Source organism: Streptomyces sp. NBC_01478 (genome assembly GCF_036227225.1).
Lineage (GTDB): Bacteria > Actinomycetota > Actinomycetes > Streptomycetales > Streptomycetaceae > Streptomyces.
Window position 1 is genome coordinate 9,514,562 of the sequence record NZ_CP109444.1, and the last position, 24,299, is coordinate 9,538,860.

Below are 24,299 nucleotides of genomic sequence, written 5' to 3' on the forward strand. Positions count from 1 at the left end.
CTGCGCGGAGGCACCATGCGGCAGGTGGACGCGGTAGGCCAGGGGCCCGTGCGGTACGGGCCGGTGTTCCCCGACGACGGACTGCCCGTGCTGCCGGAACTGGCCGCCGTGCTCGCCGCCGCCGCGTCCCGCACCGAGGAACAGCCCGTCGGCGGCGCCCCCGCCCTGCTCGACGCCGCGAGCGGCTACTTCGAACGCCGGGGCCTGCCCGCCGGACCCGCCCGCGTGGCCGCCGCCCCGGGCGCCCCCGCGCTGCTGGTCGCGCTGACCGCCGCGCTCGGCGGCGACGTCCTGGTGCCCCGCCCCTGTGCCGCCTGGTGGGCGCCGTACGCCCGGCTGCTCGGCAGACCCGTGTTCCATGTGGGCACCCCGGCCGAGTGCGGCGGGGTGCCCGATCCCTACGCCCTGCTGGAGACCGTGCGCCGGGTCCGGGAGGAGGGCGGTGACCCGCGGCTGCTCGTGCTCTCCGTCGCCGACGACCCGACCGCCACCGTGGCGCCGCCCGAGGTGATGCACGAGACCGTCGAGGCCGCCGCCGGCGAGGGACTGCACCTGGTCAGCGACGAGACCTGGCGCGACACCCTGCACGCGCCCCGGGGCACCGTGCTGCTCAGCCCCGCCGAGATGCTGCCCGAGCAGGTCACCGTCGTCACCGACCTCGCCGGCGCGCTCCTCCCGTCCGGCTGGCCCGCCGCCGTCGCCCGCTTTCCCGCCGGCCGCGCCGGGAACGCGCTCCACGCGCGCGTGCTCGACGTCCTCACCGCACTCGGCGCCCGCGTCGCCGCACCCGTCGCCGCCGCGGCCGGCCACGCCCTCGGCGAACCCGCGCCCGTCGTCGCCCGCCGCGACACCGCCGTACGCCTCCACGCGCGCGTGGCCGCCGCCGCGCACGCCGCCGTCACCGGGGCGGGCGCGTTCTCCCGGCCGCCGCAGGCGGGACGTCATCTGTACGTCGACCTCGGACCGTTGCGCCACGCGCTCACCCCGCAGGGGGTGGGCGACGCACAGGACCTGGAGGAGTTCCTCACCGCCCGGCTCGGCATGCCCGCCCCGGGCGGTCACCGCTTCGGCGACGACCTGGGCGCGCTGCGGGTCCGGCTGTCCACCGGGGCGCTGCTGGGCCGAACGGACCCGGAACGCGCGGAATGCCTCACGTCACCCGCGCCGTTGGAACTGCCACACGTGCAACGCGCGTTGATGTCCTTGAGGTCGATCTTCGACGATCTCCGCGACGACGCTCAGCGATGGGAGCCTCCTCGATGACGCAGCAGTCCGAGTCGACCACCACCAGCACGACGACCACGCACGAAACGGCCGTCTCCACGTCCCCGTTCGCCCCCTCGTCCCCGCCGCTCGCCGAGCCCCGCCCCCTCGGCGAGCGACGCGTGTGGCCCCGCGCCTTCCACGACCGGCTCACCGCCCCGCTGCCCGGCCTGGGAGCCCTCGCCCGCTTCGCCCGCGAGGGCTCCGTACGACCCCGCCCCGAAGGCCTCGCCGACATCCCCCGACTGCCGTTCGCCCCGGAGCCGTTGCCCCAGGTGGACACCCTGACCGTCGCCGTCACCTGGGCGGGGCACGCCAGTTGGGTGGTGCGGATCGGCGGGCTGACCATCCTCACCGACCCGGTCTGGTCCCGCCGCATCCTCGGCACCCCGGCCCGGATCACCCCCGTGGGAGTGGCCTGGGAAGCACTCCCGCCGATCGACGCCGTCGTCATCAGCCACAACCACTACGACCACCTCGACGCCCCCACCCTGCGCCGACTCCCGCGCCACACCCCGGTGTTCGCGCCGGCCGGCCTCGGCGGCTGGTTCCGGCGCCGCAGATTCACCCGCGTCACCGAACTGGACTGGTGGGAAGCGGCCCAACTCGACGGCGTACGGCTCGACTTCGTGCCCGCCCACCACTGGTCCAAACGCAGCCTCACCGACACCTGCCGTTCCCTGTGGGGCGGTTGGGTGATGACGGCACCGGACGGACAGCGCGTCTACTTCGCGGGCGACACGGGCTACGGCCACTGGTTCTCCCGCATCGGCGCCCGCTACCCCGGCATCGACCTCGCCCTCCTCCCCATCGGCGCGTACGACCCACGCTGGTGGCTCAGGGACGTCCACTGCGACCCGGAGGAAGCGGTCCAGGCGGCCCAGGACCTGGGGGCACGGCGGATGGCCCCCATGCACTGGGGCACGTTCGTCCTCTCCGCCGAACCGGTCCTCGAACCGCTCACCCGGGTCAAGGCGGCCTGGGAGAAAGCCGAGTTGGCGCGCGAGAACCTGTGGGATCTGCCGGTGGGAGGCTCAAGAGTGCTCACCTAGGCGGGAGTTGTCTTCCTCACCCTGCGCCACACGGTCGGGGCCGCGCTGATCGCCACGGTCAGCGCGACCGCGGCCACCACGCCCTCCCACGGCTCGGGGAACAGCGAACCGCCGAGAATGCCGATCAGTTGGTACGTCACCGCCCACGCCAGACAGGCCGGCGCATTGCCCCGGGCGAACCGGCGGATCGGCCACTCGGCCAGCAGACAGGCCAGCATCACCGGGATGCGGCCCGCCGGCACCATCCGGGACAGCACCAGCACGGTCACCCCGTGGTCGGCCAGCTTCTCCTGGGCCTGTACAAGCCGCTCCTCCGGAGCCCGCGACCGGATCGCCTCCAGCCAGCGCGAGCCGTTCTTCGACCCCATCCCGCGCCGCCCCAGCCAGTACAGGGCCATGTCACCGAGGAACGCGGCCAGCGACGCCGTCACGAACACCAGCGCCAGCGCGAACGGCGCCGTCTGGTGAAACGCGACCACGGCCGCCGAACTCACCAGCGCCCCCGTCGGAATCACCGGCACCAGCGCCCCGAACAGCACCAGCAGGAACAACGTCGGGTAACCGATGGCCTGTTGGGTCGACTCGGGTGACGTCGTCGCCGTCGCGGACACCGCCTCCGCGATCCAGCTCACCGGGCGACCTCCGGACGGACGCTCTCGCCGTGCCCGAGCCGGTGCGCCGCCACCGAGGGCGCGAGCTGTGCCGCGATCCGCACGAACTCGTCGCCCGGCGTGTGGAATTCGTGCGGGCGCACCGCGTCCAACCCGATCGGCCAGTACGTGCCGTAGTGCACCGGCACCGCACTGCGCGGGGAGAGCCGCGCCAGCGCCTGGGCCGCGCGCCCCGCGTCCAGATGGCCCTCGCCGAGATACGGACCCCAGCCGCCCACCGGCAGCAGCGCCACGTCGACCGGCCCGACCTCCTTGGCCATGTCGTCGAACAGCCCGGTGTCCCCGGCGAAGTAGGTCCGCGCCTCGCCCTCGACGACGTAGCCCAGCGCGGGGGAGCGGTGCGGCCCGACCGGCAGCCGGCGTCCGTCATGGCGCGCGGGCACGGCCCGTACGACCAGGTCACCGACCATCGTCTGGTCGCCGGGGGACACCTCGTCGATCCGCAGGTGCCGGAGCCGGCGCAGCCCGGGCACCGCGCGGAGTGCGCCCCGGGGCACGAGCAGGCGCGTGCCCGGGGCGAGGGCGCCGAGCGAGGGAAGGTGCAGGTGGTCGGCGTGGAGGTGGGAGACGAGCGCCAGGTCCGCGCGCCGGGCCTCGGGCGGCGGCACCGCGCCCCGGCGGCGCCTGAGGTGTGCGAGGCGGCGCGCGAACAGGGGGTCGGTGAGGACGCGTACGTCCGAGTCCTCGATCGTGCAGGTGGCGTGACCCCACCAGGTGATCTCCACCGGCACCTTCTTTGCCTCCTTCGCGCGACTCCCCCGAAGCCTACGGGCAGGAGTAGGGTCGGCGGCGAAACCCGGAGGTGAGGGGGACGCCATGGGACAGGTACGCGGTGCCTCGGGTATGCCCTCGCGGCTTCGGGTCACGGCGATCGCCAGCCTGACGCCGCTGGAGGAGCTGGACGAGGACCCCTTTCTGGTCGACTCCCGCAGCCAGCACGCGATGTGCGCCCGCTGGGCCGCCGACCACGGCTATGTGATCGCCCGCGAACTCCTGGTCCGCGGACTGCGCCCCGACCACTGCGCCCTGTGGGACGGCGTCCGCCCCGGCCTCGACCTGTTCGTCGCCCCCAGCCGCCGGGTCCTGGAGAGCGCGCTGTCCTCCGTCGAGGAGTTCACCGACGAGTGCGCGCGCCGCGGGGTGCGGATCGAGACCGTGGGCCGTGCGGAACCCTGCTACGACGCCCAGATGAAGGCCAGCGTGCACCGACGGCTGTCCATGCCGACGGCGGGCTACGACGGCCGCTAGTTCCGGGGCCCCGCTTCTCGCTCCGGGGTCCTCGCGTCCCGTATGACAGGCTGGGGACAGGCCCGCCAGGTCGACGGGCCCGGGACGTGAGGTGTACGGGGCGTGGGCGGAGGGCGTTGGCGGCGGCTCGTCAGCCAGGTCGGGCGGAGCATCGCGGTGTGGGCCGTCTCCACGGTCACCATGCTGGTGCTCGCCGGGATCCTGCCGGACTTCAAGCTCCAGTCGACGGACGGTGACAGTGCCACCCGTATCGGCGTCACGGCCGCGCTCGGCGCCGGCGCCTTCGGTCTGCTGTCGGCCCTGGTCTGGCCGCTGCTGGTCCGGCTGCTGCTGCTCGTGCCCGCGCTCGTCCTCGGCCTCCTGGTCTTCGTGCTCAACGGCTCCCTCCTGCTGATCGCCCTGCGCATCAATCCCGACGGCGGGCTCCGCGGCCAGGTGGCCCCCGAGACCGCCGTCGTCGTGGCCGCCGTGATGTCCGCCGTCGCCTCCGCCACCGGTGGTGCCCTCGCCGTGCGCGACGACGACGCCTACCGCCGCCGCCTCTACCGCCTCGCCGACCGCCGCCGCAGAGCCATGCCGCCCGGCCCGTCCTCGCCCGGCACCGTCTTCCTGCAACTCGACGGCGTCGGTCACGACGTCCTCCTCGACGCGATGGCGAAGGGGCTGATGCCGACCGTCGCGAAGCTCCTCGGCGGCGACCGCCCCACCCATCGCCTCACCCCCTGGCGCACCGACTGGTCCAGCCAGACCGGCGCCAGCCAGCTCGGCATCCTGCACGGCTCCAACCACGACATCCCCGCGTTCCGCTGGTACGAGAAGGACACCGGCGAGGTGATGGTCTGCAACCGCCCGACCAGCGCCGCCGAACTCCAGCGCCGCGCCGTCGAGTTCACCGGCGACGGCGGCCTCCTCACCCTCGACGGCGCCAGCCGCGGCAACCTGTTCAGCGGCGGCGCCGACGAACAGGCCCTCGTGCTGTCCATCGCCATCCGCCGCCGGGGCCGGGAGAACCGTTCCCGCGCGGGCTACTTCGCCTACTTCTCCGACCCCGCCAACGCCGTCCGCACCGCGATGTCCTTCGTCGCCGAGGTCGGCCGCGAGATCGGCCAGTCGACCCGCTCCCGCCTCACCAAGCAGCGCCCCCGCGTCAAACGCGGCGGCCTCTACCCCCTCGTCCGCGCCTTCGCGACCGTCGTGGAGCGGGACGTCGTCGTCGCCGCCGTCATGGGCGACATGCTCGCCGGCCGGACCGCCGTCTACGCCGACCTCGTGGCCTACGACGAGGTCGCCCACCACTCGGGACCGCGCAGCCGCGACGCCGCCAAGGTCCTCCAACGCCTGGACCGCTCCCTCGCGTTGATCGAGAACGTCGCCGAGCACGCCCCGCGGCCGTACCGCATCGTCGTCCTCTCCGACCACGGCCAGAGCCCCGGCGAGACCTTCCAGGGCCGCTACGGCCTCACCCTCGGCGACCTGGTGCGGGCGGGCTGCGGGCTGCCCGTGCCGCGCCGGGCCCGCCGCACCCACAGCGGCGCCGAGGCGCGTGCGGCCGTCCGCGCGGCGCTGCGCAGGCCGGCCAAGGACGGCGACGAGCGGCACGTTCACTCCGGCCGCCACTCGGAACCGGTCGTGCTGGCCTCCGGCAACCTCGGCCTGGTCTCCTTCCCGGACGTCCCGCACCGCATGACCAAGGAGGAGATCGACGCCCGCCACCCGGCGCTGTTGACGACCCTCGCCAACCACCCCGGCGTCGGCTTCGTCCTCGTTCGCAGCGAGGAGCACGGCGGAGTCGTCCTCGGCGCGCACGGCGCCGAACTCCCGGTGGCCGAACTCGACGACAAGCAGGGCCCGTTGGCCGACTTCGGCCCCGGTGTCGCGGACGCCGTACGGCGCACCCACTCCTTCCCGCACACCGCCGACATCATGGTCAACTCCTGGTACGACCCGGTCGAGGGCGAAATCCTCGCCTTCGAGGAGCAGATCGGCTCCCACGGCGGCCTCGGCGGCTCCCAGGGCAAGCCGTTCCTGCTGTCGCCGCACACCTTCTCCGCACCGGCCGACGACGGCGCGGACCTGGTCGGCGCGGAGCAGGTGCACCGCGTCCTGCGGCGCTGGCTGCGCGAGTGCAACGGGCCCCAGGTCCCGCTGCCGGCCGAGCCGGAGGAGCGCGCCGCCTGAAAATGGGCTGCGGTGGGTCGGCCGTGAGCACACACTGTTCGAGTCTCCCCGCCTCGAACCTCCTTCAGGAGCCGCTGCTTTGCAGGCTGCCGTCACCGTCACTCCCGCCCGTATCCCCGAGCTGCTGCTCGGTCTCGCGACCGTCCGGCCCGTGTTCCTCTGGGGTGCGCCCGGCATCGGAAAGTCGTCCCTGGTAAGGGAGTTCGCGGAATCGCTGGGCCTGGAGTGCGTGAGCCTGCTCGGTACGCAGCTCGCGCCCGAGGACCTGATCGGCGTGCCGCAGATCCGGGACGGGCGGTCCGTGTTCTGTCCGCCGGAGGCGATCGCGCGGGACGAGCCGTACTGCCTGTTCCTCGACGAACTCAACGCGGCCACACCGGATGTGCAGAAGGCGTTCTACTCGCTGATCCTGGACCGCCGGATCGGCAACTACGAACTCCCCAAGGGTTCCATCGTGATCGGCGCCGGCAATCGGGCGACGGACAACGCGCTGGCCCGGCCGATCGCGTCCGCGCTGATCAACCGGCTCACCCACGTCCATCTTGAGGCGTCGCCGAAGGACTGGCTCGACTGGGCCGCCGCCAACGGCATTCACCCGTGGATCCTGGACCACCTCACCGACCGCCCCGACCACCTGTGGTCCAAGCCGCCGAAGACCGAGGAGGCCTTCTCCACACCCCGCTCCTGGCACATGCTCTCCGACGCGCTGGGCTCCTTCGGGCCCGACCTCGACGAGGACACCCTGAAGGTGATCGCGCACGGCACGCTGACGCCCGCCCACGCCGTCGCGTTCTGCGGCTACGTCAAGATCGTGCGCAGCCGCTTCGGCATCGAGGCGATCATCAAGGGCGAGGCCCGCTGGCCGCACCGCCCCGCGGACCGCGACCTGCTGTACTACCTCGCGGAATCCTTCCGAGGCCGGCTCGTCAAGGAACTCCCGGTCAGCAAGGAGCACTTGTCGGCGAACGGGCTGCAGACCGCGTACCGCGCCAAGTCGCTGCTCGTGCAGCTCGCCGAGATCTCCGTGGAGGTCGCGCAGAGCGTCATCGCCCCGGACACCGACGGCAATCCGCTGCTGCCCGCCTGGTTCCTGGTCGAGGCGGCCCGTGACATGCCCCGGCTGGTCGAGGCCCGGCAGTGAGCCGCACCCGGGGCGACAAGGGGAAGCCGAAGAAGGATCTCGCGGCCGAGGCCTTCGCGGAGGGCCTCAGGCTGGTGCGGGCCAACCGCGCGCTCGCCGCCATCGGGTTCAGCGTCTGCCGCAAGGACGACTGCCCCCGCACCCCCGCCACCGGTCTCGTCCGCGTCGACTCCAACGGCGTGCTGCACGTCCACCCCACCCGCCGGGCCGAACCCGCCGAGTGGGCCTGGGCGATCGCGCACGGCATCATCCACCTCGGCTTCGGCCATGTCCCGGCCGCGTCGAAACCGCGCGACCAGCCCGACGGCCCCGCCCTCGCCGCCCACTGCGCCGTCGTCAACCGCTTCCTGCTCGGCTTCCCCATCGGCATCACCCCCGAGGACCTGCCCGCCGCCTACCCCGGCGGCGACGAGGACCAACTCGCCGCCCGCTGGCGCCGCGACGGCATCCCGCCCCTCTACGAACGCTGCGGCACGGCGGGCGGCGAACCGGACCAGGTGCTCGTGCCCTGGGACACCTGGCAGGGCGGCCAGGCCCCCGACTGGCAGCTCAACTTCGCAGCCGCCCTCACCCGCACCGTCGCCATGGCGATGGACGTGGCGGGCGGCCGACGCGCCTCGATGCGCGGCGGCCCCACCCGACTCCAGCCCTGGGAACGGGCGTTGAGCTGGTTCGTCTCCTCCTACCCGCTCCTCGGCGGCATCGCGGCCGGCATCACCCTCGTCGCCGACGCCGAACTCGCCCACGCCCACGGCATCTCCGTCGCCGCCGTCGACACCGGCGCCGCCGAGATCTACATCAACCCGCTGCGCCGATTCGACGACGAGGAATGGCGGTTCGTCCTCGCCCACGAGATGCTGCACGCCGCCCTGCGGCACGGCGACCGCTGCGGGGTCCGCGACCCCTTCCTCTTCAACATCGCCGCCGACTACGTCATCAACGGCTGGCTGTGCGAGATGGACGTCGGCCGGATGCCCGAAGGCCTGTTGTACGACCCGGAGTTGAAGGACCTCTCCGCCGAGGAGGTCTACGACCGGATCGCCGGCGACCTGCGCCGGATGCGCCGGCTGGCCACCCTGCGCGGCAAGGGCGTCGGCGACATCCTCGGCGGCCCGCTCGGCAGCCCGCGCGACTACGTGGACCTCGACGAGTTCTACCGGCGCGGCCTCGCCCGCGGCCTCGACCTGCACCAGCAGCACCAACGCGGCTTCCTGCCCGGCGGGTTGGTCGAGGAGATCCGCGCCCTCAGCCATCCACCCCTGCCCTGGGACGCACAACTGGCCCGCTGGTTCGACGAGTTCGTACCCCGCCCCGAGCCCGTACGGTCCTACGCCCGCCCCTCGCGCCGCCAGTCCTCCACCCCCGACATCCCGCGCGCCGGCCACTGGTTCCCGCCCGAGGAGATCCCGCGCTGCACCTTCGGCGTCGTCCTCGACACCTCCGGCTCCATGGACCGCGCCCTCCTCGGCAAGGCACTGGGCGCGATCGCGTCGTACGCCGAGGCCCGGGACGTACCGGCCGCCCGGGTCGTGTTCTGCGACGCGGCCCCGCACGACGCGGGCTATGTCGCGGTCACCGACATCGCCGGCCGGGTCCGCGTGCACGGGCGCGGCGGCACCGTCCTGCAGCCCGGGATCGACCTGTTGCACCGCGCCGACGACTTCCCGCCGGGGGCACCCGTCCTCGTCATCACCGACGGCTGGTGCGACGTGCTGAGGGTGCGGCGCGAGCACGCCTATCTGATTCCACAAGGCGCTCGCCTGCCGTTCACCGTGCGTGGGCCGGTCTTCCGGGTGAGCTGAACCGGAATGTGGTCGGATGGCTTCGAACGACATCCGCTTCGAAAGGAATCACCGTGGCAACCACGCGCACCGCACACACCGTCTGGGAAGGCGAACTCATCAAGGGCAGCGGCGAGGTCACCTTCGACTCGTCAGGCATCGGTGTGCAGCCGGTGACGTGGGCGTCGCGCGCCGAGCAGGCCAACGGCAAGACCAGCCCCGAGGAACTGATCGCCGCCGCCCACTCGAGCTGCTTCTCCATGGCGCTCTCCCACGGCCTGACCGGCGCGGGCACCCCGCCCACCCGCCTGGAGACCAAGGCCGACGTCACCTTCCAGCCCGGCGAGGGCATCACCGGCATCCACCTCACCGTCCGCGGCGAGGTCCCCGGCCTGGACGAGGCAGGCTTCGCCGCCGCCGCCGAGGACGCCAAGAAGAACTGCCCGGTCAGCCAGGCGCTCGCGGGTACGACGATCACGCTGACGGTCGAATCAGCCTGACCCCGCTCGCCCTCCCGTCCCGATGCCGCACCCGGAAAAACGGGTGCGGCATTGACATTCCCGCACTCAAGTTTTGAGCTGGAGATCGGGCAGCGCCTGGCGGAAGGGGACGGCGATGGGACGTGCGGTCGGTATCGATCTCGGGACCACGAACTCGGTGGTCGCGGTGTTGGAGGGCGGCGAGGCCACGGTGGTGGCCAATGCCGAGGGCGCGAGGACCACGCCCTCGGTCGTGGCCTTCGCGAAGAACGGCGAGGTGCTGGTCGGCGAGGTCGCCAAACGGCAGGCCGTGACGAACATCGAGCGCACCGCGCGCTCGGTGAAACGGCACATGGGCAACACCGAGTGGCGCTTCCCGGACACGGGTGCCATCGACGGAACGCGGTACCGCGCCCAGGAGTTGTCCGCGCGCGTGCTGCAGAAACTGAAACGCGACGCGGAGGCCTATCTCGGCGAGGACGTCACGGACGCCGTGATCACCGTCCCCGCCTACTTCGACGACTCCCAGCGCCAGGCCACCAAGGAGGCCGGCGAGATCGCGGGCCTCAAAGTGCTGCGGATCATCAACGAACCGACGGCCGCCGCGCTCGCCTACGGCCTGGACCGGGGCGAGGAGCAGACCGTCCTCGTCTTCGACCTCGGCGGTGGCACCTTCGACGTGTCGTTGCTGGAGATCGGCGACGGCGTCATCGAGGTCAAGGCCACCAACGGCGACACCCATCTCGGCGGCGACGACTGGGACCAGCGGGTCATGGAGTACCTGGTCAAGAAGTTCCGGGGGCAGCACGGCGTCGACCTCGGCAAGGACAAGATGGCGCTCCAACGCCTGCGCGAGGGCGCGGAGAAGGCGAAGATCGAGCTGTCCTCGTCCTCCGAGACGACGATCAACCTGCCCTACATCACCGCCTCCGCCGACGGCCCGCTGCACCTCGACGAGAAGCTGACCCGCGCCGCCTTCCAGGAACTCACCGCCGATCTCCTCGACCGCTGCAAGACCCCCTTCCACCAGGCGGTCAAGGACGCCGGCATCAAGCTCGCCGCCGTCGACCACGTCATCCTCGTCGGCGGCTCGACCCGGATGCCCGCCGTCACCGACCTCGTCAAGGAACTCACCGGCAAGGACCCGCACAAGGGCGTCAACCCCGACGAGGTCGTGGCGGTCGGCGCCGCCCTCCAGGCCGGCGTCATCCGCGGCGACGTGAAGGACGTCCTGCTCCTCGACGTCACCCCGCTGTCCCTGGGCATCGAGACCAAGGGCGGCATCATGACGAAGCTCATCGAACGCAACACGACCATCCCGACCCGGCGTTCGGAGATCTTCACCACCGCCACCGACAACCAGCCCTCGGTCGGCATCCAGGTCTACCAGGGCGAGCGCGAAATCGCCGCGTACAACAAGAAGTTGGGCGTCTTCGACCTCACCGGCCTGCCGCCCGCGCCGCGCGGGGTCCCGCAGATCGAGGTCGCCTTCGACATCGACGCCAACGGCATCATGCACGTCTCCGCGAAGGACCTGGCGACCTCCCGCGAACAGAAGATGACCGTCACCGGCGGCTCGGCCCTCGGCAAGGAGGACATCGACCGCATGATGCGGGAGGCCGAGCAGTACGCGGACGACGACCGCAAGCGTCGCGAGGCCGCCGAGACCCGCAACCAGGCCGAGCAACTCGTCTACCAGACCGAGAAGTTCATCCGCGAGAACGAGGAGCGCGTCCCGTCCGACATCCGGCCCGAGGTCGAGTCGGCCGCCACGGAGGTGAAGACCCTCCTCGAACGCGGCGCCGACACAGCCGAGTTGCGCACCGCCGTCGAGAAACTTGCCACCGTCAGCCAGCGGATGGGCCAGGCGATGTACGCGCAGGCCGCCCAGCAGTCACCCACCGAGCAGGCGGAGAACACCGGGAGCGGCGAGGAGCACACCTCGCCCCCGGAGGAGGAAGGCGTCGTCGACGCGGAGATCGTCGACGACGAACGCGACGCGAAGGGCGGCGCGGCCTAGCTCACGGTCCGCTCGGCCGGGGAGGCCAGGGAGGCCGGCGCGGTCGGCAGGGTGGCGCAGACGGCGTCCAGGACGGAGGCGTACGGCGTGCCGAAGTCGGCGAGCCGGGCGCGGAGTTCGTCCAGGGCGCCGCGGTGCTCCGTGAGCAGGTCGAGGTTGCCCGTGCGGGCCGTGAACTCCAGGACCGCGGGCAGGAAGTCGGGCAGTTCCTCGTCGGCGAACTCCAGCCCGTGCGTGCGGTACAGATCCTTGAAGCGGCCCAGGGACATCCCGGGCCGCCGGATGTCGCCGTCGTGCCACCGACTCAGGTACAGGCTGTGCCGGTCCCGGGAGTCGAAGACCTGGACGTAGTGCGCGGCCAGCTCCCGGGGCGGAGTGAGGGCCGCGTGGTCGACGAACTCCCTCAGTTGCGGAGCGGCCTCGCGCAGCAGGGGCAGCCGGGCGCGGAAGTCGTCGTCGGGGTAGGTCAGGCAGAGCGCGGCCGCCTGGTACAGCACACCGTCCGAGGGCATCAGGCCTCCCTCGCGTGGGCGTGCGCGTCGGCGGCGAGCCCGATGGCCTCGCCCCAGGCGGCTACAGGATCCTGTATGCGATATGCCGCATCTGTTCTACGGCCCCCGGCCGGTCCGGTGGGCGGTGTCCGCGTGTCCGTCACCTGCGCTCCCTTGCTCGCCCGTGGTGTCGAACCTAGGGCGGGGCAGGGGAGCGCACCCGTTCACGGCAGCCGTACGGGTCAGTGCTCGCTGACGTACGGCTCAGTGCTTGACGGCGACCCCGCCGTAGACCGGGACGACGCCCTCCGCCTGGGCGGCCACGTCCTCCGGCTCCGGCCGCCAGCCGTAGACCGAGATGACACCCGGGCCGAGCAGCTCCAGGCCGTCGAAGAAGCGCGAGAACTCGGCCAGCGAGCGCGGATAGAACGGGGTGCCGCTGCGCCGGAAGTGCTCGGCGGCCTTCGCGATGGCCTCGGGGATGAGGTCGGGGGTGACCTGCGACAGGATCACGTAGCTGCCCGGGGCGAGGACGTCGACGTACCGCTTGATCAGGCCGTACACGTCGTCGCCGTCGGGATCGTCCCCCAGATAGTGGGTGAGCGCGACCAGCGACAGCGCGACCGGCCGCGTGAAGTCGAGGGTCTCGCCGGCCAGCCGCAGGATCGTGTCCGGGTCGCGGACATCCGCGTGCACGTACTCGGTGCTGCCCTCGGCCGAACCGTGCAGCAGCGCCTCCGCGTGCCGCAGCACGATCGGGTCGTTGTCCGCGTACACGACCTTCGCGTCCGGGGCGACGGACTGCGCCACCTGGTGCAGGTTCGGCTCGGTGGGGATGCCGGTGCCGATGTCCAGGAACTGGCGTATCCCGGCCTCGGCGGCGGTCCGGGTCGCCCGGTGCATGAACCGGCGGTTGGCCCGCGCGCCGCGCACGGCCGTGCCGTCCGAGGCGAGGATCTTGCGCGCCAGCTCCTCGTCCACCGGGTAGTTGTCCTTGCCGCCGAGCCACCAGTCGTACACCCGCGCCGGATGCGGCCGGCTGGTGTCGATACGGGTGGGCGCGGCTTCGGATCCGGTCATGCGGTGTCGTCTCCTCGGGAGTTCGGGCCTCTACGTGCCGGGGCATGCTGTGCCGGGAACCGTGCTGTGCGGGCCGTGCTGTCCGGGCCGTGCTCAGAAGGTCTCGCGGTAGTCCCGCAGGATCTTCTTGGTGCGCTGGGCGGACGCGGCGTGCGCCGTCATGTGGTCGAGGACCTCCAGATGCGCGGAGACCTCCGCACGGGAGTCCAGGTACAGGGCGCCGGTCAGATACTCGGTGAACACCATGTCGGGCAGCTCCGGTTCGGTGAAACGGAACAGCGAGAAGGGCGCGTACGTCCCCGGGTGCGGGCCGCTCGCGAACTCGGCGACCTGGAGCGTGATCCGGTCGCGCTCGCCGAACTCCAGGAGTTTGTCGAGCTGTTCGCGCATGACCTCGCCGCGGATGCTCACCGGACGGCGCAGCACCGTCTCGTCCATGATCACCCACAGGTGAGGCGGATTGTCCCGCTCCAGCAGCCCCTGCCGCGCCATCCGCAGCGACACATGCCGCTCGATGGTCTCCGGACCGGTCTGCCCGATCGTCCCGGCCTCCAGCACGGCACGCGCGTAGTCCTCGGTCTGCAACAGGCCCGGCACGAAGTGCGGTTCGTACGAGCGGATCAGCCCGGCGGCGCCCTCCAGGCTCACGTACAGGCTGAACCACTCCGGCAGCACATCGTGGAACCGCTGCCACCAACCCGGCTGGTTCGCCTCCTCGGTGAGCGCGACGAACGCGTCCGTCTCCTCCTCGGGCACGCCGTAGGTGGTCAACAGCACCTGGACGTACGGCACTTTCAGCGCGACCTCGGCCATCTCCATCCGCCGTACGGTCGCCGGGGCCACCCGAAGGACCTGCGCGGCCTCCTCGCGCTTGATGCCGGCCGCCTCACGCAACTCCTGCAGCCTTCTGCCCAGCACCACTTGACCCACCGTGGGCGCGGGCCGTCGTTCACTCACGCCACGCCTCCCCATACGCGCCGAAGTCTGGGGGCAGTGTGCCATGTTCCGGCCATCGGGCTCAGCGGTTCGGAGGTGATCATCCGTCAGCCACCCAGCGAATTCAGGTACTTCGCCGTCGCCGGGTCGGCGGGCAGGAACGTCTCGATTGCCAACTCCGAGACCGTGACGTCCATGGGAGTGTTGAACGTGGAGATCGAGGAGATGAAGGACAGCACCCGCCCGTCGTGCTCGATCCGCATCGGGAGCGCGAAGTACGGTACGGAACCGGCCAGTTCATCCCCGTCGTCGACCGCCTCCGGCACCGGGTACGCGGCGACCTCGTCGTACAGGGCCCGCAACGGCTCGGACCGGTGCAGGGCGATCTGCCGCTCCATCTGCGCGAGCAGATGCCCGCGCCATTCACCCAGATTGCGGATGCGCGGTGCCAGGCCCTCGGGGTGCAGCGTCAACCGCATCGCGTTGAGCGGGGGTTGGAGGAGGGACTCCGGTACGCCGTCCAACAGCATGGTGATGCCCCGGTTCGCCGCGACCACGTCGTAGACGGCGTCGACCACCAGCGCGGGATACGGCTCGTAGCCCTGAATCAGCCGCTCAAGACCCTCCCGCAACGCGCCCAACGCCGGGTCGTCCAGCGGGGTTTCCGGATAGTGCGGGGCGTAACCGGCCGCCAGGAGGAGGGAGTTGCGCTCCCGCACGGGCACGTCCAGGTGCTCGGCGAGGCGCAGCACCATCTCCTCGCTCGGCCGGGACCGACCCGTCTCGACGAAGCTGATGTGCCGGGCCGAGGAGTCCGCCCGCAACGCCAGCTCCAGCTGACTGACCCGCCGCCGCTCCCGCCAGGCACGCAGCAAGGGGCCGACGCCCTTGCCGGCCGGGGCGGCGGCAGCGATGTCGGTGCCGGTCGGGACAATGGTCATACGCACGACCGTAGTCGAAGGAGCGAGCACGTGAACGAGTCGGGGAACGCGTACAGGCAGGCCAGGACGGACTCCACGGGGGAGGCCACGGCGATGTACCGGGCCAGAGTCCGCGGCTGTCTCCTCGGCGGCGCGGTCGGCGACGCCCTCGGCTACCCGATCGAGTTCACCTCCCTCGACCGCATCCGCACGAGCCACGGACAACGCGGCGTGACCGGGTACGTGCCCGGCGCACACGGCGCACTGGGCCTGATCAGCGACGACACGCAGATGACCCTCTTCACCGTCGAGGCGCTCATCACGGCCCACGCGCGGGAACGCCGCAAGGGGATCGGCGGCGCCTGGTCCCTGCTGCTGCGGCACGCGTATGAGCGATGGCTGGAGACCCAGTCCAAGCCGGCACCGGACGACAGCGCCACGGCCGGTCTGATCAGCGAGCCCTGGCTGTACGCCCGCCGCGCCCCCGGCAACGCCTGCCTGTCCGGAGTCGCCCAGATGTACGCGCCCGACCCGTGGATCCCCCTCGACGGCACGCCGGGCCCCGTCAACCCCGACTCCAAGGGCTGCGGCACGGTGATGCGCTCGGCCCCCTTCGGCCTGGCCAACACCGCCGACGGCGCCTTCTCGATGGCGGCCCGCGGCGCCCAGATCACCCACGGCCACCCCACTGGCTACTACGCGGCGGGCGCCCTCGCCGCGATCGTTGCGCACCTCGTCGCCGGGGACTCCCTGGAGGGTTCGGTCCTGCGCGCGCTACGACTGCTGGAGCGCCACCCCGCCCACGAGGAGACGTCGGCCGCCCTCCGCGGGGCCCTCGACCTGGCCGCCGAGGGTTCTCCCACGGCTGAGAAGGTCGAGTCGCTCGGCGCGGGCTGGGTCGCGGAGGAGGCCCTCGCGATCGGCGTGTACAGCGCGCTGGTGGCGAGCGACGTGAAGGCCGCGCTGCTCCTCGCCGTCAACCACTCCGGCGACAGCGACTCCACCGGCTCCATCTGCGGCAACCTCCTCGGCGCCCGCTACGGCGACCACGGCCTGCCGCACAGCTGGGTGCAGCAGGTCGAGGGTCGTGCCACGATCGCCGCTCTCGCCGACGACCTCGCGGCGGAATGCGTAGCGGGCTGACCGCCGGGCACCCTTCTGACCAGGGACGCGACCACCCGTCTGTGACATGCCGCGTGTGGCACGCTGAAGAGAAACCTGACCCGAAGTCCGACCCCAGGCCCGCCCCGAAGCCAACCCGAAACCCACCCCGAGAAAGGAGCGAGGCCATGCCCCTCGCACCGCTGTCGCAGAAGGAGATCGAGGACCGCCTCGCGGAACTGCCCGGCTGGTCCGTCGACGCCGACCGACTCACCCGCTCCTACCGGCTCGGCTCCCACTTCGCGGCCACCGCGATGGTCGTCCACATCGCCCAGGTCCAGGAGGAACTCGACCACCACTCCGACCTGACCCTCGGCTACAACACCGTCTCCCTCACGGTGAACACGCACAGCGTGGGCGGCGCGATCACCGAGCTCGACTTCCAACTCGCGCGCAGAGTCGAGGACTTGGCCCCGGGACACGGCGCGAGCTGACCGGACGGGACGAGAACGCGTACGCGACCACGACAGGGAAGGGCAGGACGGAAGCGCGTGCTCGACTACGACAAGGAAGCAGACGCCTACGACGCCACCCGCGGCGGTGAGCCCCGTGCGGCCGCCGCTGCCGAAGCCGTACTCGGCTTCGTCCCGCAGAACGCCCGAAGCCTGCTCGACGTGGCCTGCGGCACCGGCATCGTCACCCGCCGCCTGGCCGCGGCCCGCCCCGGCCTACAGGTCACGGGGCTCGACGCGGCCCCCGCCATGGCCCGCACGGCGGCGGCACGGCTCCCCGGCGCGATCCTCCTCGCGGACAGCCGCCAACTCCCCTTCCCCGACGGGGTGTTCGACGCCGTCACGACCGTATGGCTGCTGCACCTGCTGGAGGGCCCGGAGGACGCCGGGGCGATCGTCGCGGAGTGCGCACGGGTACTGCGACCGGGCGGCGTGTACATCACCACGGTCGACAAGGCCGCCGCGCACGACGTCGGCAGCGACATCGACGCCGTCCTCGCCCCGCGTCCGCGCCGCCCCGCCCAGGACCGTCCCGACCACGTCCGCGCCCACGCCGCCGAGCACGGTCTGCACCCGGCCGGTACGGCCCGCTTCCGGGGCCACGGGCAGGGGCGCAGCCCACGCAGCACGGCCGCGGACTTACGGCGCGGCTGGTTCACCATGCTGCCGCCCGGTGAACCGCCGACCGAACGGTTCGCCGCACAGCTGGAGTCGCTCCCGGACCAGGAACGGCCGCGCGCGGACCCGGAGTTCACGATCCTGGCCTTCAGGAAGCCTTCGGCCGGGTGAAGTCCATCGTCCAGTTGGTCACCCAACTCGCCCCGTCGTCCACCGAGAACGCCTGCTCCCAACGGGCACCGCTCGCGGAGACCCCCGACCACACGTACCGCACCCGCACCTCTTTCCCGTCGTGCGCGTCGTCGCCGTAGAACTCGCCCCGGCCGCCCTCGAATCGCCCGGTCACCGGCGGGAACAGCTTGCCGCTGCGGCTCGACGACCAGTTCAGGGACCACAGGTGGGTCTCCCGGTCGAAGAGCCGCAGGGTCAGGCCCTTCGAGCCCAGATACGGCATGTCGATCTCGTCGACGTTCGCGGCGCCGTCGAAAAGCGGCCAACAACGGCTGGTGCCCTCGAACTCCTCCCAGTCGCTGCCGGGTTGGAGGAAGTCGGTGAGCCGACGGTTCGCGACCTCCCACTCGCCGTGGAAGAAGTCGAAGTCGTGCGGGCTGCTCATGAGCGGTCTCCAGTGGTTCCGGCGGGCAGGGAGTCGGCCAAGTAGGCGTCGAGGTCCGGGACTTCGGGCGCGAGCAGGTGCCGTACCCAGGCGTCCCGTTCGTGCAGGATCGGCGGCAGCTCCCAGACGCAGCCGATCCACGGCAGGTCGGGAGTGATGAAGTGGGTGGGGTCGAGGTCGGGGCAGCCGAGCACCGGCTGGCCCGCCGAGGCACCCCGGAAGTGCAGGACGTTGTCCCACACCCAGCTGTACGCGTTCAGATAGGCACCGTCGTCACCGCCCCGGTGCAGCACGACGAACGTGGCCGGCGGAGTGCCGTCTCCCATCGGCCCGTCGCCGGGGCGCGGCTCGGGCAGCAGCTCGGGCAGGATCGCGTACGCCGCCTTCTCCACCTCGGGGGCGATCCCCGCGGGGTCGGCGGTGACGTGGTAGCGCTTGATGTGCCGCCCGGCCACCTCGATCGGCGGTGGCACGGTCAGCAGTTTCTCCGTGAAGGGCATGGCAGGACGCTAGGACGACTTCACTGACATCCTGTGTCAGTGAAGTCCAGCCGACTCGTCTCGATCCTCCTCCTGCTCCAGACCCGCGGGCGGATGACCGCCGCCCAGCTCGCCGAGGCACTGGAGGTCTCGGTCCGCACGGTCTACCGGGACGTCGAGGCACTGAGCGCGGCGGGCGTCCCGCTGTACGGCGACGCGGGCCACGCCGGTGGCTACCGCCTCATCGACGGCTACCGCACCCGCCTGACCGGCCTCACCACGGACGAGGCCGAGGCCCTGTTCCTCGCGGGCGCACCGGGACCGGCCGCCGAACTGGGCCTCGGCCCGCTCCTGGCCGCCGCCCAGCTGAAGGTGCGCGCGGCCCTGCCCGCCGAACTGCGCGAGCACGCCGACCGGATCAGCGGCCGGTTCCATCTGGACGCGCCGGGTTGGTACGCGGACGCCGACGAGACACCGTTTTTGCATACAGTCGCCGACGCCGTATGGCACAACCGTGTGCTGTATGCCATATACCGACGCTGGCGCGAGCCGACCGACGTCGAGCGCCGACTGGAGCCGTACGGGCTCGTGCTGAAGGCGGGCCGCTGGTACGTCGTCGCCGGTCCCGGACCGCGCACCTTCCGCGTCGACCAGATCCTGGAACTCACCACCTCCGCCTCCGACGAGGAGTTCACCCGCCCGGAGGGCTTCGACCTGGCCGCGTACTGGACGGCCCACCAACGGGACTTCCACGACCGCCTGTACCGGAGCGAGGCAGTGGTCCGGCTGGCCCCGGGGGCGACGCTCGCACGGGCGGTCCCCGTCAACGGGCGGGCGGAACCGGACGGTTGGACCCTGATGTCGGTCCCGATCGAGTCCGTCGAGCACGCGCACGGCGAGTTCCTGCGGCTGGGCACGGACATCGAGGTCCTGTCACCGCCCGAACTGCGCGACCGCATCGCGCACACGGTGGCTCAACTGGCCGAAAGATACGGCAACTTGCTCACAGGCAGCGGCAACTGAGGGTACGCAACCCGTCCGTCCTCCCAGGAGGTACGCCACGTGAGCCACCCGCACCCGCACGTACCCGCACACCCGCCCCGCCACCCCCGCGGACGAAGGGCCGTACTGTCCGCACTGACCGCCGCCGCGGCACTGGTCCTCGCCGGACTCACCACCGGCGGTACCGCCCAGGCCGCCACCGCCCGCCAGGTCGAGGCCCTCGACCGGGGCGTCGTCAGCGTCCACACGGACAGCGGCAACCTGGTCGGCTGGCGCTGGCTCGGCACCGACCCCGACGACGTCTCCTTCAACGTCTACCGCGCCGGTACGAAGGTCAACTCGGCCCCGATCACCGGCTCCACGAACTATTTCCACGCCGGGGCACCGGCCCAGGCCGACTACACGGTCCGCGCGATCGTCGGCGGCGTCGAACAGGCCGACTCGGTCCACGCGATCCAGTTCCGCACCGGCTACAAGGACGTCCCGATCACCCCGTCCGCCGGCGGCACGACCCCCGACGGCGTCGCCTACACCTACGAGGCCAACGACGCCTCCGTGGGCGACCTCGACGGCGACGGCCGGCTCGACTTCGTCCTCAAGTGGCAGCCGACGAACGCCAAGGACAACTCCCAGTCCGGCTACACCGGCGACACGATCCTCGACGGGATCACCCTCGACGGCACCCGCCTGTGGCGTATCGACCTGGGCCGCAACATCCGCTCCGGCGCGCACTACACACAGTTCCAGGTCTACGACTACGACGGCGACGGCAAGGCCGAGGTCGCCATGAAGACGGCCGACGGCACGGTCGACGGAACCGGCACGGTCATCGGCAACTCGGCGGCGGACTACCGGAATTCGAGCGGCTACGTCCTGTCGGGCCCCGAATATCTGACCATGTTCAACGGCCAGACGGGCAAGGCGATGGGCACCGTCGACTACGTCCCGGCACGCGGCACGGTCTCCTCCTGGGGCGACTCGTACGGCAACCGCGTCGACCGATTCCTCGCCGGCACCGCCTACTTGGACGGCTCCCGCCCCTCCCTGATCATGGCGCGCGGCTACTACACGCGCACGGTGATCGCCGCCTGGGACTGGCGCGACGGAGCCTTCACCCGCCGCTGGACCTTCGACACCAACTCCTCGACCAACACCGGCAAGGGCTACGACGCCCAGGGCAACCACCAGTTGGCGATCGCGGACGTCGACGGGGACGGCAAGGACGAGATCGTCTACGGCTCGATGGCGGTCGACGACAACGGCTCCGGCCTGTGGACCACCAGGAACGGCCACGGCGACGCCCTGCACGTGGGCGACTTGGACCCCTCCCGCCCGGGCCTGGAGGAGTTCAAGGTCGACGAGGACTCCTCGAAACCGTCCTCGTGGATGGCGGACGCGAGGACCGGCGCGATCATCTGGTCGACACCGGCCAATGGCGACAACGGCCGGGGAGTCTCCGGGGACATCTGGGCGGGCAGCGCCGGCGCCGAGTCCTGGTCGGCGTCGGAGAGCGGCGTCCGCAACCCCAAGGGCACGGTGGTGTCGACCCGCAAGCCCTCCAGCACCAATTTCCTGTCCTGGTGGGACGGCGACCCGGTACGTGAACTCCTCGACGCCACCCACATCGACAAGTACGGCACGACCGCCGACACCCGCCTGCTGACCGCCTCCGACGTCCACTCCAACAACAGCACCAAGGCCACCCCGACCCTGTCCGGCGACATCCTCGGCGACTGGCGCGAGGAGGCCGTCTGGCCCACCACGGACAACACGGCGCTACGGATCTACTCGACCCCGTACGAGACGACGACCAGGATCACGACCCTGCTCCACGACACCCAGTACCGCACGGCCCTGGCCTGGCAGAACACTGCATACAACCAACCGCCCCACCCGAGCTTCTACATCGGCGACGGTATGCCATCTGCACCTCGGCCGACTGTCTACACACCATGAGACAGGCGGCTGCGCGATGAGACAGGCGGCTGCGCGCCGTGGCGCGCGCAGCCGCCCTCTCGGCTCAGGAGACCGCGCAGGCCTGGTCACCCACCTTGAACGACGCCGGCTTCGTATTCACCCCCGACCAGCTCCCCGTGAACCCGAAGCCCACCGACGAACCCGCCGCCACCGTCCCGTTCCAGCTCACGTTCTTCGCCGTCACCGCCGCACCCGACTGGGTCCAGTCGGCGTTCCACAATTGCCCGATCTGCTGCCCGTCGGCGAACGACCAGCCAAGTGCCCAGCCGTTCCAGGCGGTTGAGCCGGTGTTCGTCACTTGTACGTCGGCCTGGAAGCCGCCAGTCCACTGGTTGGTGATCCGGTACGTGACCGTGCAGGCGCCCGTGGGCGGCGTCGGATCGGTACCGCCGCCACCCCCGCCCCCACCGGCGTCGGAGGAGTCGCCGTAGACGACCCCACGCCCGTTCGTCGACACGTACACCCGGCCGTACACCCGCGGGTCACCGGTGATCGCCGCACCGGTCCAACCCCATTGGTGGGCACCGTCGTTGATCCGCGTCCAGCTCACGCCCTTGTCGGTCGAGCGGAAGATGCCGCGTACGCCGCCGATCTTCGCGCTGGTGTAGAGCGTCTGGTACGTGGCACCGGTCGCCGCCTTGCCGAACCCGATGGTGTCGGCCTGGTCGACGTTCGCGAGCCTGGTGAAGGAGGCGCCGCCGTCCGTGGAGTGCCACAGCCCGTACGCCCCGTCACTCGCCCCGCCGGCCAGCCAGACGTCCCCCTTCGTGCCGGGCAGCGCCTTGAAGCGCCCGCTGTCACCACTGGGCAGCCCGGCCGCCGCCGACGCCGCGAAGGTCGCCCCGCCGTCCGAACTGACGTAGAACTTCCCCGACTTGAAGCCGTAGAAGGTCTTCGCGTCGACCCGGTCCGACTCGACGATCGCACCCGCCGGGATACCGCCGGACGCCGACCAGGACGAGCCGAAGCCCGTCGTGTACTGCACACCCGCACCCGCCGGACTCCACACGAACCGGCCTCCGTCGGCCGCCGCGGCGACGGTCCCGCCCCCGCTGACCCCCGAAGGATCCGTCCCCGCGAACCAGTTGGCGCCGTTGTCCGTCGAGAACGCGATGTGCGGCCCCGAGTCCAGATCGCCGACGCGCACCACCGTGTTCGGGTTGGTCTCCGCGAAGTCGAGGCTCGTGGTCGTCGTGAAGTTCGGCGAAGTGAACATCATCGAGGGGACCTTGGTCAGGTCCGTGTGCCGGAAACCGCCGATGTCACCGAGCGCGCTGAGGAGTTGGGCCCCGCCGGACGGGGGAGCGGCGAGGTCGTTGACAGCCGTCTCCTCCAGCCCCTGCACCATCGGCTTCACGGTGAACTGGCCCCCGCTGTCCCAGTTCGTCAGGTTCTCCGTGCCGTAGAGCGTCGCACCCGTGCCGTACATCATGCGGTTCGAGTTGAACGGGTCGATCTCCAGCGACTCGGTCATCCAGCCGAGTTTCGGGGCCTGTTCGGGCGGCGACGGATTCGCCCCGAAGGTCAGCCAGGGCGAGGAGGACACGTCGATCGTGTAGCGGTTCGACCGGTTGGGATACGACGTGTAGTCCCAGGCCTTCGTCCAGGTGCCGCCGCTGTCCGTGGAGCGGAAGATCTGCGTGTCCGGCCACCAGGAGCTGTACGCCGTGGCCATCACGGTCCCGGGATGCTGCCGGTCGACGGTCAGCCCGCTGAAGCCGTAATAGGTGTCGGCCTCCGCGACCGGGCTGATGTTCGTCCAGGTGCCGGTCGCGGTCGTGTACCGCCACACCTGCCCCTTGCCGCCGTCGTACGGACCGCCCTTGTCGCTGTATGCGATGTACAGATAACCGTTGACCGCATCCAGTACACCCTTGTGCGCCAGATACCCGGTCGGCTGCCCGGCCACCCGGCTCCAGGTCGCCCCCGCGTCCGTCGACCGGTACACGGCGTTGGCCTGGTCGGCGACACCGACATAGATCGTCTTCGTCGCGCTGCCGGACGTCCCCGTCGACTCGTCGAAGGTGACCCACACGATGCCCTGGTTGTCGTTGGCGTAGCCGCTCGTGTCGGTCGGATCCTGTACGTAGTTGCCGACGTTGGGGAAGTTCGTCACCTGCGACCAGGTGACCCCGGAGTCCGTGGACCGCCACAGCCCCTTGCCGCTGGGCGCGCCCAGATACAGCACGCTGTCCTTGTTCGGATCGACGGCCAGCCGCTCGCCCATACCGCGCCCCGGCATGTTCCCGCCGAGCTTGAACGGCAGATCGGTCTTCTGCCAACTCGCGCCCCGGTCACCGGACCTGAGCACGGCGCCGTTCGTGGGATCCCAACTGTTCGTGTACGTACCGACAGCCGCGTACACCTTGTTCGGATCGACCGAGTCGGACGCGAGACTCACCACACCGGTGTGCCCCCACTCGTCCCACCCGACCGAGTCCAGCAACGGCGTCCATGTCTTCGTCGACTCCTGCCACCGGTAGGCGCCGCCGATGTCGGTCCGGGCGTAGGCGAGGTTCTTCTCCTTCCGGTTGAAGACGATGCCGGGCACGAACCCGCCACCGTCGATCCGGGCGTTGTGCCAGGTGTAGGTGTCGGCCGCGAGCGCCGTCGCCTTCGGCGCACTCGCGGCAAGAGCGGACGGACTGCCCGCCAACAGACCGGCCGCGAGGGCCAGTACGGCGGTGAGGATTCGGGTTCTTCGCACGAGTGGGTCCTCTCGTGAAGAGGGAGG

At 71.4% G+C, this 24,299-nt stretch carries 22 protein-coding genes; 13 read left to right on the top strand and 9 right to left on the bottom strand.

The window, feature by feature from the left end; genetic code table 11:
• The first annotated feature begins 15 nt into the window (after window positions 1-15).
• Entirely contained in the window at window positions 16-1,263 is a 1,248-nt protein-coding gene (locus tag OG223_RS42600; protein WP_329261066.1) for an aminotransferase class I/II-fold pyridoxal phosphate-dependent enzyme, read from the top strand.
• Window positions 1,260-2,315 carry an MBL fold metallo-hydrolase gene (locus OG223_RS42605; protein ID WP_329261069.1) on the top strand — a complete coding sequence of 352 codons (1,056 nt, stop codon included), beginning with the start codon at window positions 1,260-1,262 and terminating at the stop codon, window positions 2,313-2,315. Before OG223_RS42600 ends, OG223_RS42605 begins: the two co-directional genes overlap by 4 nt.
• Here the strand turns inward: OG223_RS42605 and OG223_RS42610 are convergent.
• Complete coding sequence (locus OG223_RS42610) at window positions 2,312-2,947, bottom strand: DedA family protein (protein ID WP_329261072.1); 636 nt, start codon at window positions 2,945-2,947, stop codon at window positions 2,312-2,314. The genes OG223_RS42605 and OG223_RS42610 overlap by 4 nt on opposite strands.
• Complete coding sequence (locus OG223_RS42615; protein WP_329261074.1) at window positions 2,944-3,717, bottom strand: MBL fold metallo-hydrolase; 774 nt, start codon at window positions 3,715-3,717, stop codon at window positions 2,944-2,946. The genes OG223_RS42610 and OG223_RS42615 overlap by 4 nt, the downstream gene beginning before the upstream one ends.
• A gap of 85 nt (window positions 3,718-3,802) precedes the next feature.
• Here OG223_RS42615 and OG223_RS42620 point away from each other — a divergent pair, with 85 nt between their 5' ends.
• The 6 genes from OG223_RS42620 (at window position 3,803) to dnaK (ending at window position 11,833) form a co-directional block, all read left to right on the top strand.
• Window positions 3,803-4,234, top strand: coding sequence for a hypothetical protein (locus OG223_RS42620; RefSeq protein WP_329261077.1), 432 nt, complete (start codon window positions 3,803-3,805; stop codon window positions 4,232-4,234).
• Window positions 4,235-4,336: 102 nt separating this feature from the next.
• Window positions 4,337-6,412 (top strand): phage holin family protein, encoded by a 2,076-nt coding sequence (locus tag OG223_RS42625; RefSeq protein WP_329261080.1) that lies wholly within the window; start codon window positions 4,337-4,339, stop codon window positions 6,410-6,412.
• A gap of 79 nt (window positions 6,413-6,491) precedes the next feature.
• Window positions 6,492-7,553 carry an ATP-binding protein gene (locus OG223_RS42630; RefSeq protein WP_329261083.1) on the top strand — a complete coding sequence of 354 codons (1,062 nt, stop codon included), beginning with the start codon at window positions 6,492-6,494 and terminating at the stop codon, window positions 7,551-7,553.
• Window positions 7,550-9,355 (top strand): vWA domain-containing protein, encoded by a 1,806-nt coding sequence (locus OG223_RS42635; RefSeq protein WP_329261085.1) that lies wholly within the window; start codon window positions 7,550-7,552, stop codon window positions 9,353-9,355. Before OG223_RS42630 ends, OG223_RS42635 begins: the two co-directional genes overlap by 4 nt.
• A gap of 53 nt (window positions 9,356-9,408) precedes the next feature.
• Window positions 9,409-9,834, top strand: coding sequence for an OsmC family peroxiredoxin (locus OG223_RS42640; RefSeq protein ID WP_318019803.1), 426 nt, complete (start codon window positions 9,409-9,411; stop codon window positions 9,832-9,834).
• A 115-nt stretch (window positions 9,835-9,949) separates the two neighbouring features.
• The gene (dnaK, locus tag OG223_RS42645) at window positions 9,950-11,833 is read left to right on the top strand and encodes a molecular chaperone DnaK (protein ID WP_329261090.1); all 1,884 of its coding nucleotides are present in this window, start codon (window positions 9,950-9,952) and stop codon (window positions 11,831-11,833) included.
• On the opposite strand, the gene narJ is transcribed toward dnaK, so the two are convergent.
• The 4 genes from narJ to OG223_RS42665 form a co-directional block, all read right to left on the bottom strand.
• On the bottom strand, window positions 11,830-12,345 hold the full coding sequence (narJ, locus tag OG223_RS42650; RefSeq protein ID WP_329261093.1) for a nitrate reductase molybdenum cofactor assembly chaperone: 516 nt from the start codon (window positions 12,343-12,345) through the stop codon (window positions 11,830-11,832). The genes dnaK and narJ overlap by 4 nt on opposite strands.
• A gap of 243 nt (window positions 12,346-12,588) precedes the next feature.
• The gene (locus OG223_RS42655) at window positions 12,589-13,404 is read right to left on the bottom strand and encodes an SAM-dependent methyltransferase (RefSeq protein ID WP_329261096.1); all 816 of its coding nucleotides are present in this window, start codon (window positions 13,402-13,404) and stop codon (window positions 12,589-12,591) included.
• Between the two features lie 93 nt (window positions 13,405-13,497).
• Window positions 13,498-14,361 (bottom strand): helix-turn-helix domain-containing protein, encoded by an 864-nt coding sequence (locus tag OG223_RS42660; RefSeq protein ID WP_329261098.1) that lies wholly within the window; start codon window positions 14,359-14,361, stop codon window positions 13,498-13,500.
• An 86-nt stretch (window positions 14,362-14,447) separates the two neighbouring features.
• Window positions 14,448-15,281, bottom strand: coding sequence for a helix-turn-helix domain-containing protein (locus OG223_RS42665; RefSeq protein WP_329261100.1), 834 nt, complete (start codon window positions 15,279-15,281; stop codon window positions 14,448-14,450).
• A gap of 93 nt (window positions 15,282-15,374) precedes the next feature.
• Between OG223_RS42665 and OG223_RS42670 the strand changes: the two genes are divergently transcribed.
• The 3 genes from OG223_RS42670 to OG223_RS42680 all read left to right on the top strand — a co-directional run bounded on the left by OG223_RS42670 (window position 15,375) and on the right by OG223_RS42680 (window position 17,662).
• On the top strand, window positions 15,375-16,403 hold the full coding sequence (locus OG223_RS42670; protein ID WP_329265775.1) for an ADP-ribosylglycohydrolase family protein: 1,029 nt from the start codon (window positions 15,375-15,377) through the stop codon (window positions 16,401-16,403).
• 146 nt (window positions 16,404-16,549) lie between these two features.
• Window positions 16,550-16,855, top strand: coding sequence for a 4a-hydroxytetrahydrobiopterin dehydratase (locus tag OG223_RS42675; protein WP_329261102.1), 306 nt, complete (start codon window positions 16,550-16,552; stop codon window positions 16,853-16,855).
• Between the two features lie 57 nt (window positions 16,856-16,912).
• Entirely contained in the window at window positions 16,913-17,662 is a 750-nt protein-coding gene (locus OG223_RS42680) for a class I SAM-dependent methyltransferase (RefSeq protein WP_329261105.1), read from the top strand.
• On the opposite strand, the gene OG223_RS42685 is transcribed toward OG223_RS42680, so the two are convergent.
• Together OG223_RS42685 and OG223_RS42690 are read right to left on the bottom strand one after the other, a co-directional pair.
• Window positions 17,640-18,107, bottom strand: a complete 468-nt coding sequence (locus tag OG223_RS42685; RefSeq protein WP_329261107.1) for a hypothetical protein — start codon at window positions 18,105-18,107, stop codon at window positions 17,640-17,642. The genes OG223_RS42680 and OG223_RS42685 overlap by 23 nt on opposite strands.
• On the bottom strand, window positions 18,104-18,607 hold the full coding sequence (locus OG223_RS42690) for a hypothetical protein (RefSeq protein ID WP_329261109.1): 504 nt from the start codon (window positions 18,605-18,607) through the stop codon (window positions 18,104-18,106). Before OG223_RS42690 ends, OG223_RS42685 begins: the two co-directional genes overlap by 4 nt.
• A gap of 39 nt (window positions 18,608-18,646) precedes the next feature.
• Between OG223_RS42690 and OG223_RS42695 the strand changes: the two genes are divergently transcribed.
• Together OG223_RS42695 and OG223_RS42700 are read left to right on the top strand one after the other, a co-directional pair.
• Window positions 18,647-19,609 (top strand): helix-turn-helix transcriptional regulator, encoded by a 963-nt coding sequence (locus OG223_RS42695; RefSeq protein ID WP_329261112.1) that lies wholly within the window; start codon window positions 18,647-18,649, stop codon window positions 19,607-19,609.
• 39 nt (window positions 19,610-19,648) lie between these two features.
• A complete protein-coding gene (locus OG223_RS42700; RefSeq protein ID WP_329261115.1) occupies window positions 19,649-21,544 on the top strand; it encodes a rhamnogalacturonan lyase in 1,896 nt (631 codons plus the stop codon).
• 64 nt (window positions 21,545-21,608) lie between these two features.
• Here the strand turns inward: OG223_RS42700 and OG223_RS42705 are convergent, their stop codons facing one another.
• Entirely contained in the window at window positions 21,609-24,272 is a 2,664-nt protein-coding gene (locus OG223_RS42705) for a cellulose binding domain-containing protein (protein ID WP_329261117.1), read from the bottom strand.
• Window positions 24,273-24,299: the final 27 nt, after the last annotated feature.

What these genes read in the sequence shown, in the direction of transcription:
- OG223_RS42600 (WP_329261066.1), top strand. Translation starts at nt 16, where the DNA reads ATGCGGCAGGTGGACGCGGTAGGCCAGGGGCCCGTGCGGTACGGGCCG.
- OG223_RS42605 (WP_329261069.1), top strand. Translation starts at nt 1,260, where the DNA reads ATGACGCAGCAGTCCGAGTCGACCACCACCAGCACGACGACCACGCAC.
- OG223_RS42620 (WP_329261077.1), top strand. Translation starts at nt 3,803, where the DNA reads ATGGGACAGGTACGCGGTGCCTCGGGTATGCCCTCGCGGCTTCGGGTC.
- dnaK (WP_329261090.1), top strand. Translation starts at nt 9,950, where the DNA reads ATGGGACGTGCGGTCGGTATCGATCTCGGGACCACGAACTCGGTGGTC.
- narJ (WP_329261093.1), bottom strand. Translation starts at nt 12,345, where the DNA reads ATGCCCTCGGACGGTGTGCTGTACCAGGCGGCCGCGCTCTGCCTGACC.
- OG223_RS42655 (WP_329261096.1), bottom strand. Translation starts at nt 13,404, where the DNA reads ATGACCGGATCCGAAGCCGCGCCCACCCGTATCGACACCAGCCGGCCG.
- OG223_RS42665 (WP_329261100.1), bottom strand. Translation starts at nt 15,281, where the DNA reads ATGACCATTGTCCCGACCGGCACCGACATCGCTGCCGCCGCCCCGGCC.
- OG223_RS42670 (WP_329265775.1), top strand. Translation starts at nt 15,375, where the DNA reads ATGTACCGGGCCAGAGTCCGCGGCTGTCTCCTCGGCGGCGCGGTCGGC.
- OG223_RS42675 (WP_329261102.1), top strand. Translation starts at nt 16,550, where the DNA reads ATGCCCCTCGCACCGCTGTCGCAGAAGGAGATCGAGGACCGCCTCGCG.
- OG223_RS42685 (WP_329261107.1), bottom strand. Translation starts at nt 18,107, where the DNA reads ATGAGCAGCCCGCACGACTTCGACTTCTTCCACGGCGAGTGGGAGGTC.
- OG223_RS42690 (WP_329261109.1), bottom strand. Translation starts at nt 18,607, where the DNA reads ATGCCCTTCACGGAGAAACTGCTGACCGTGCCACCGCCGATCGAGGTG.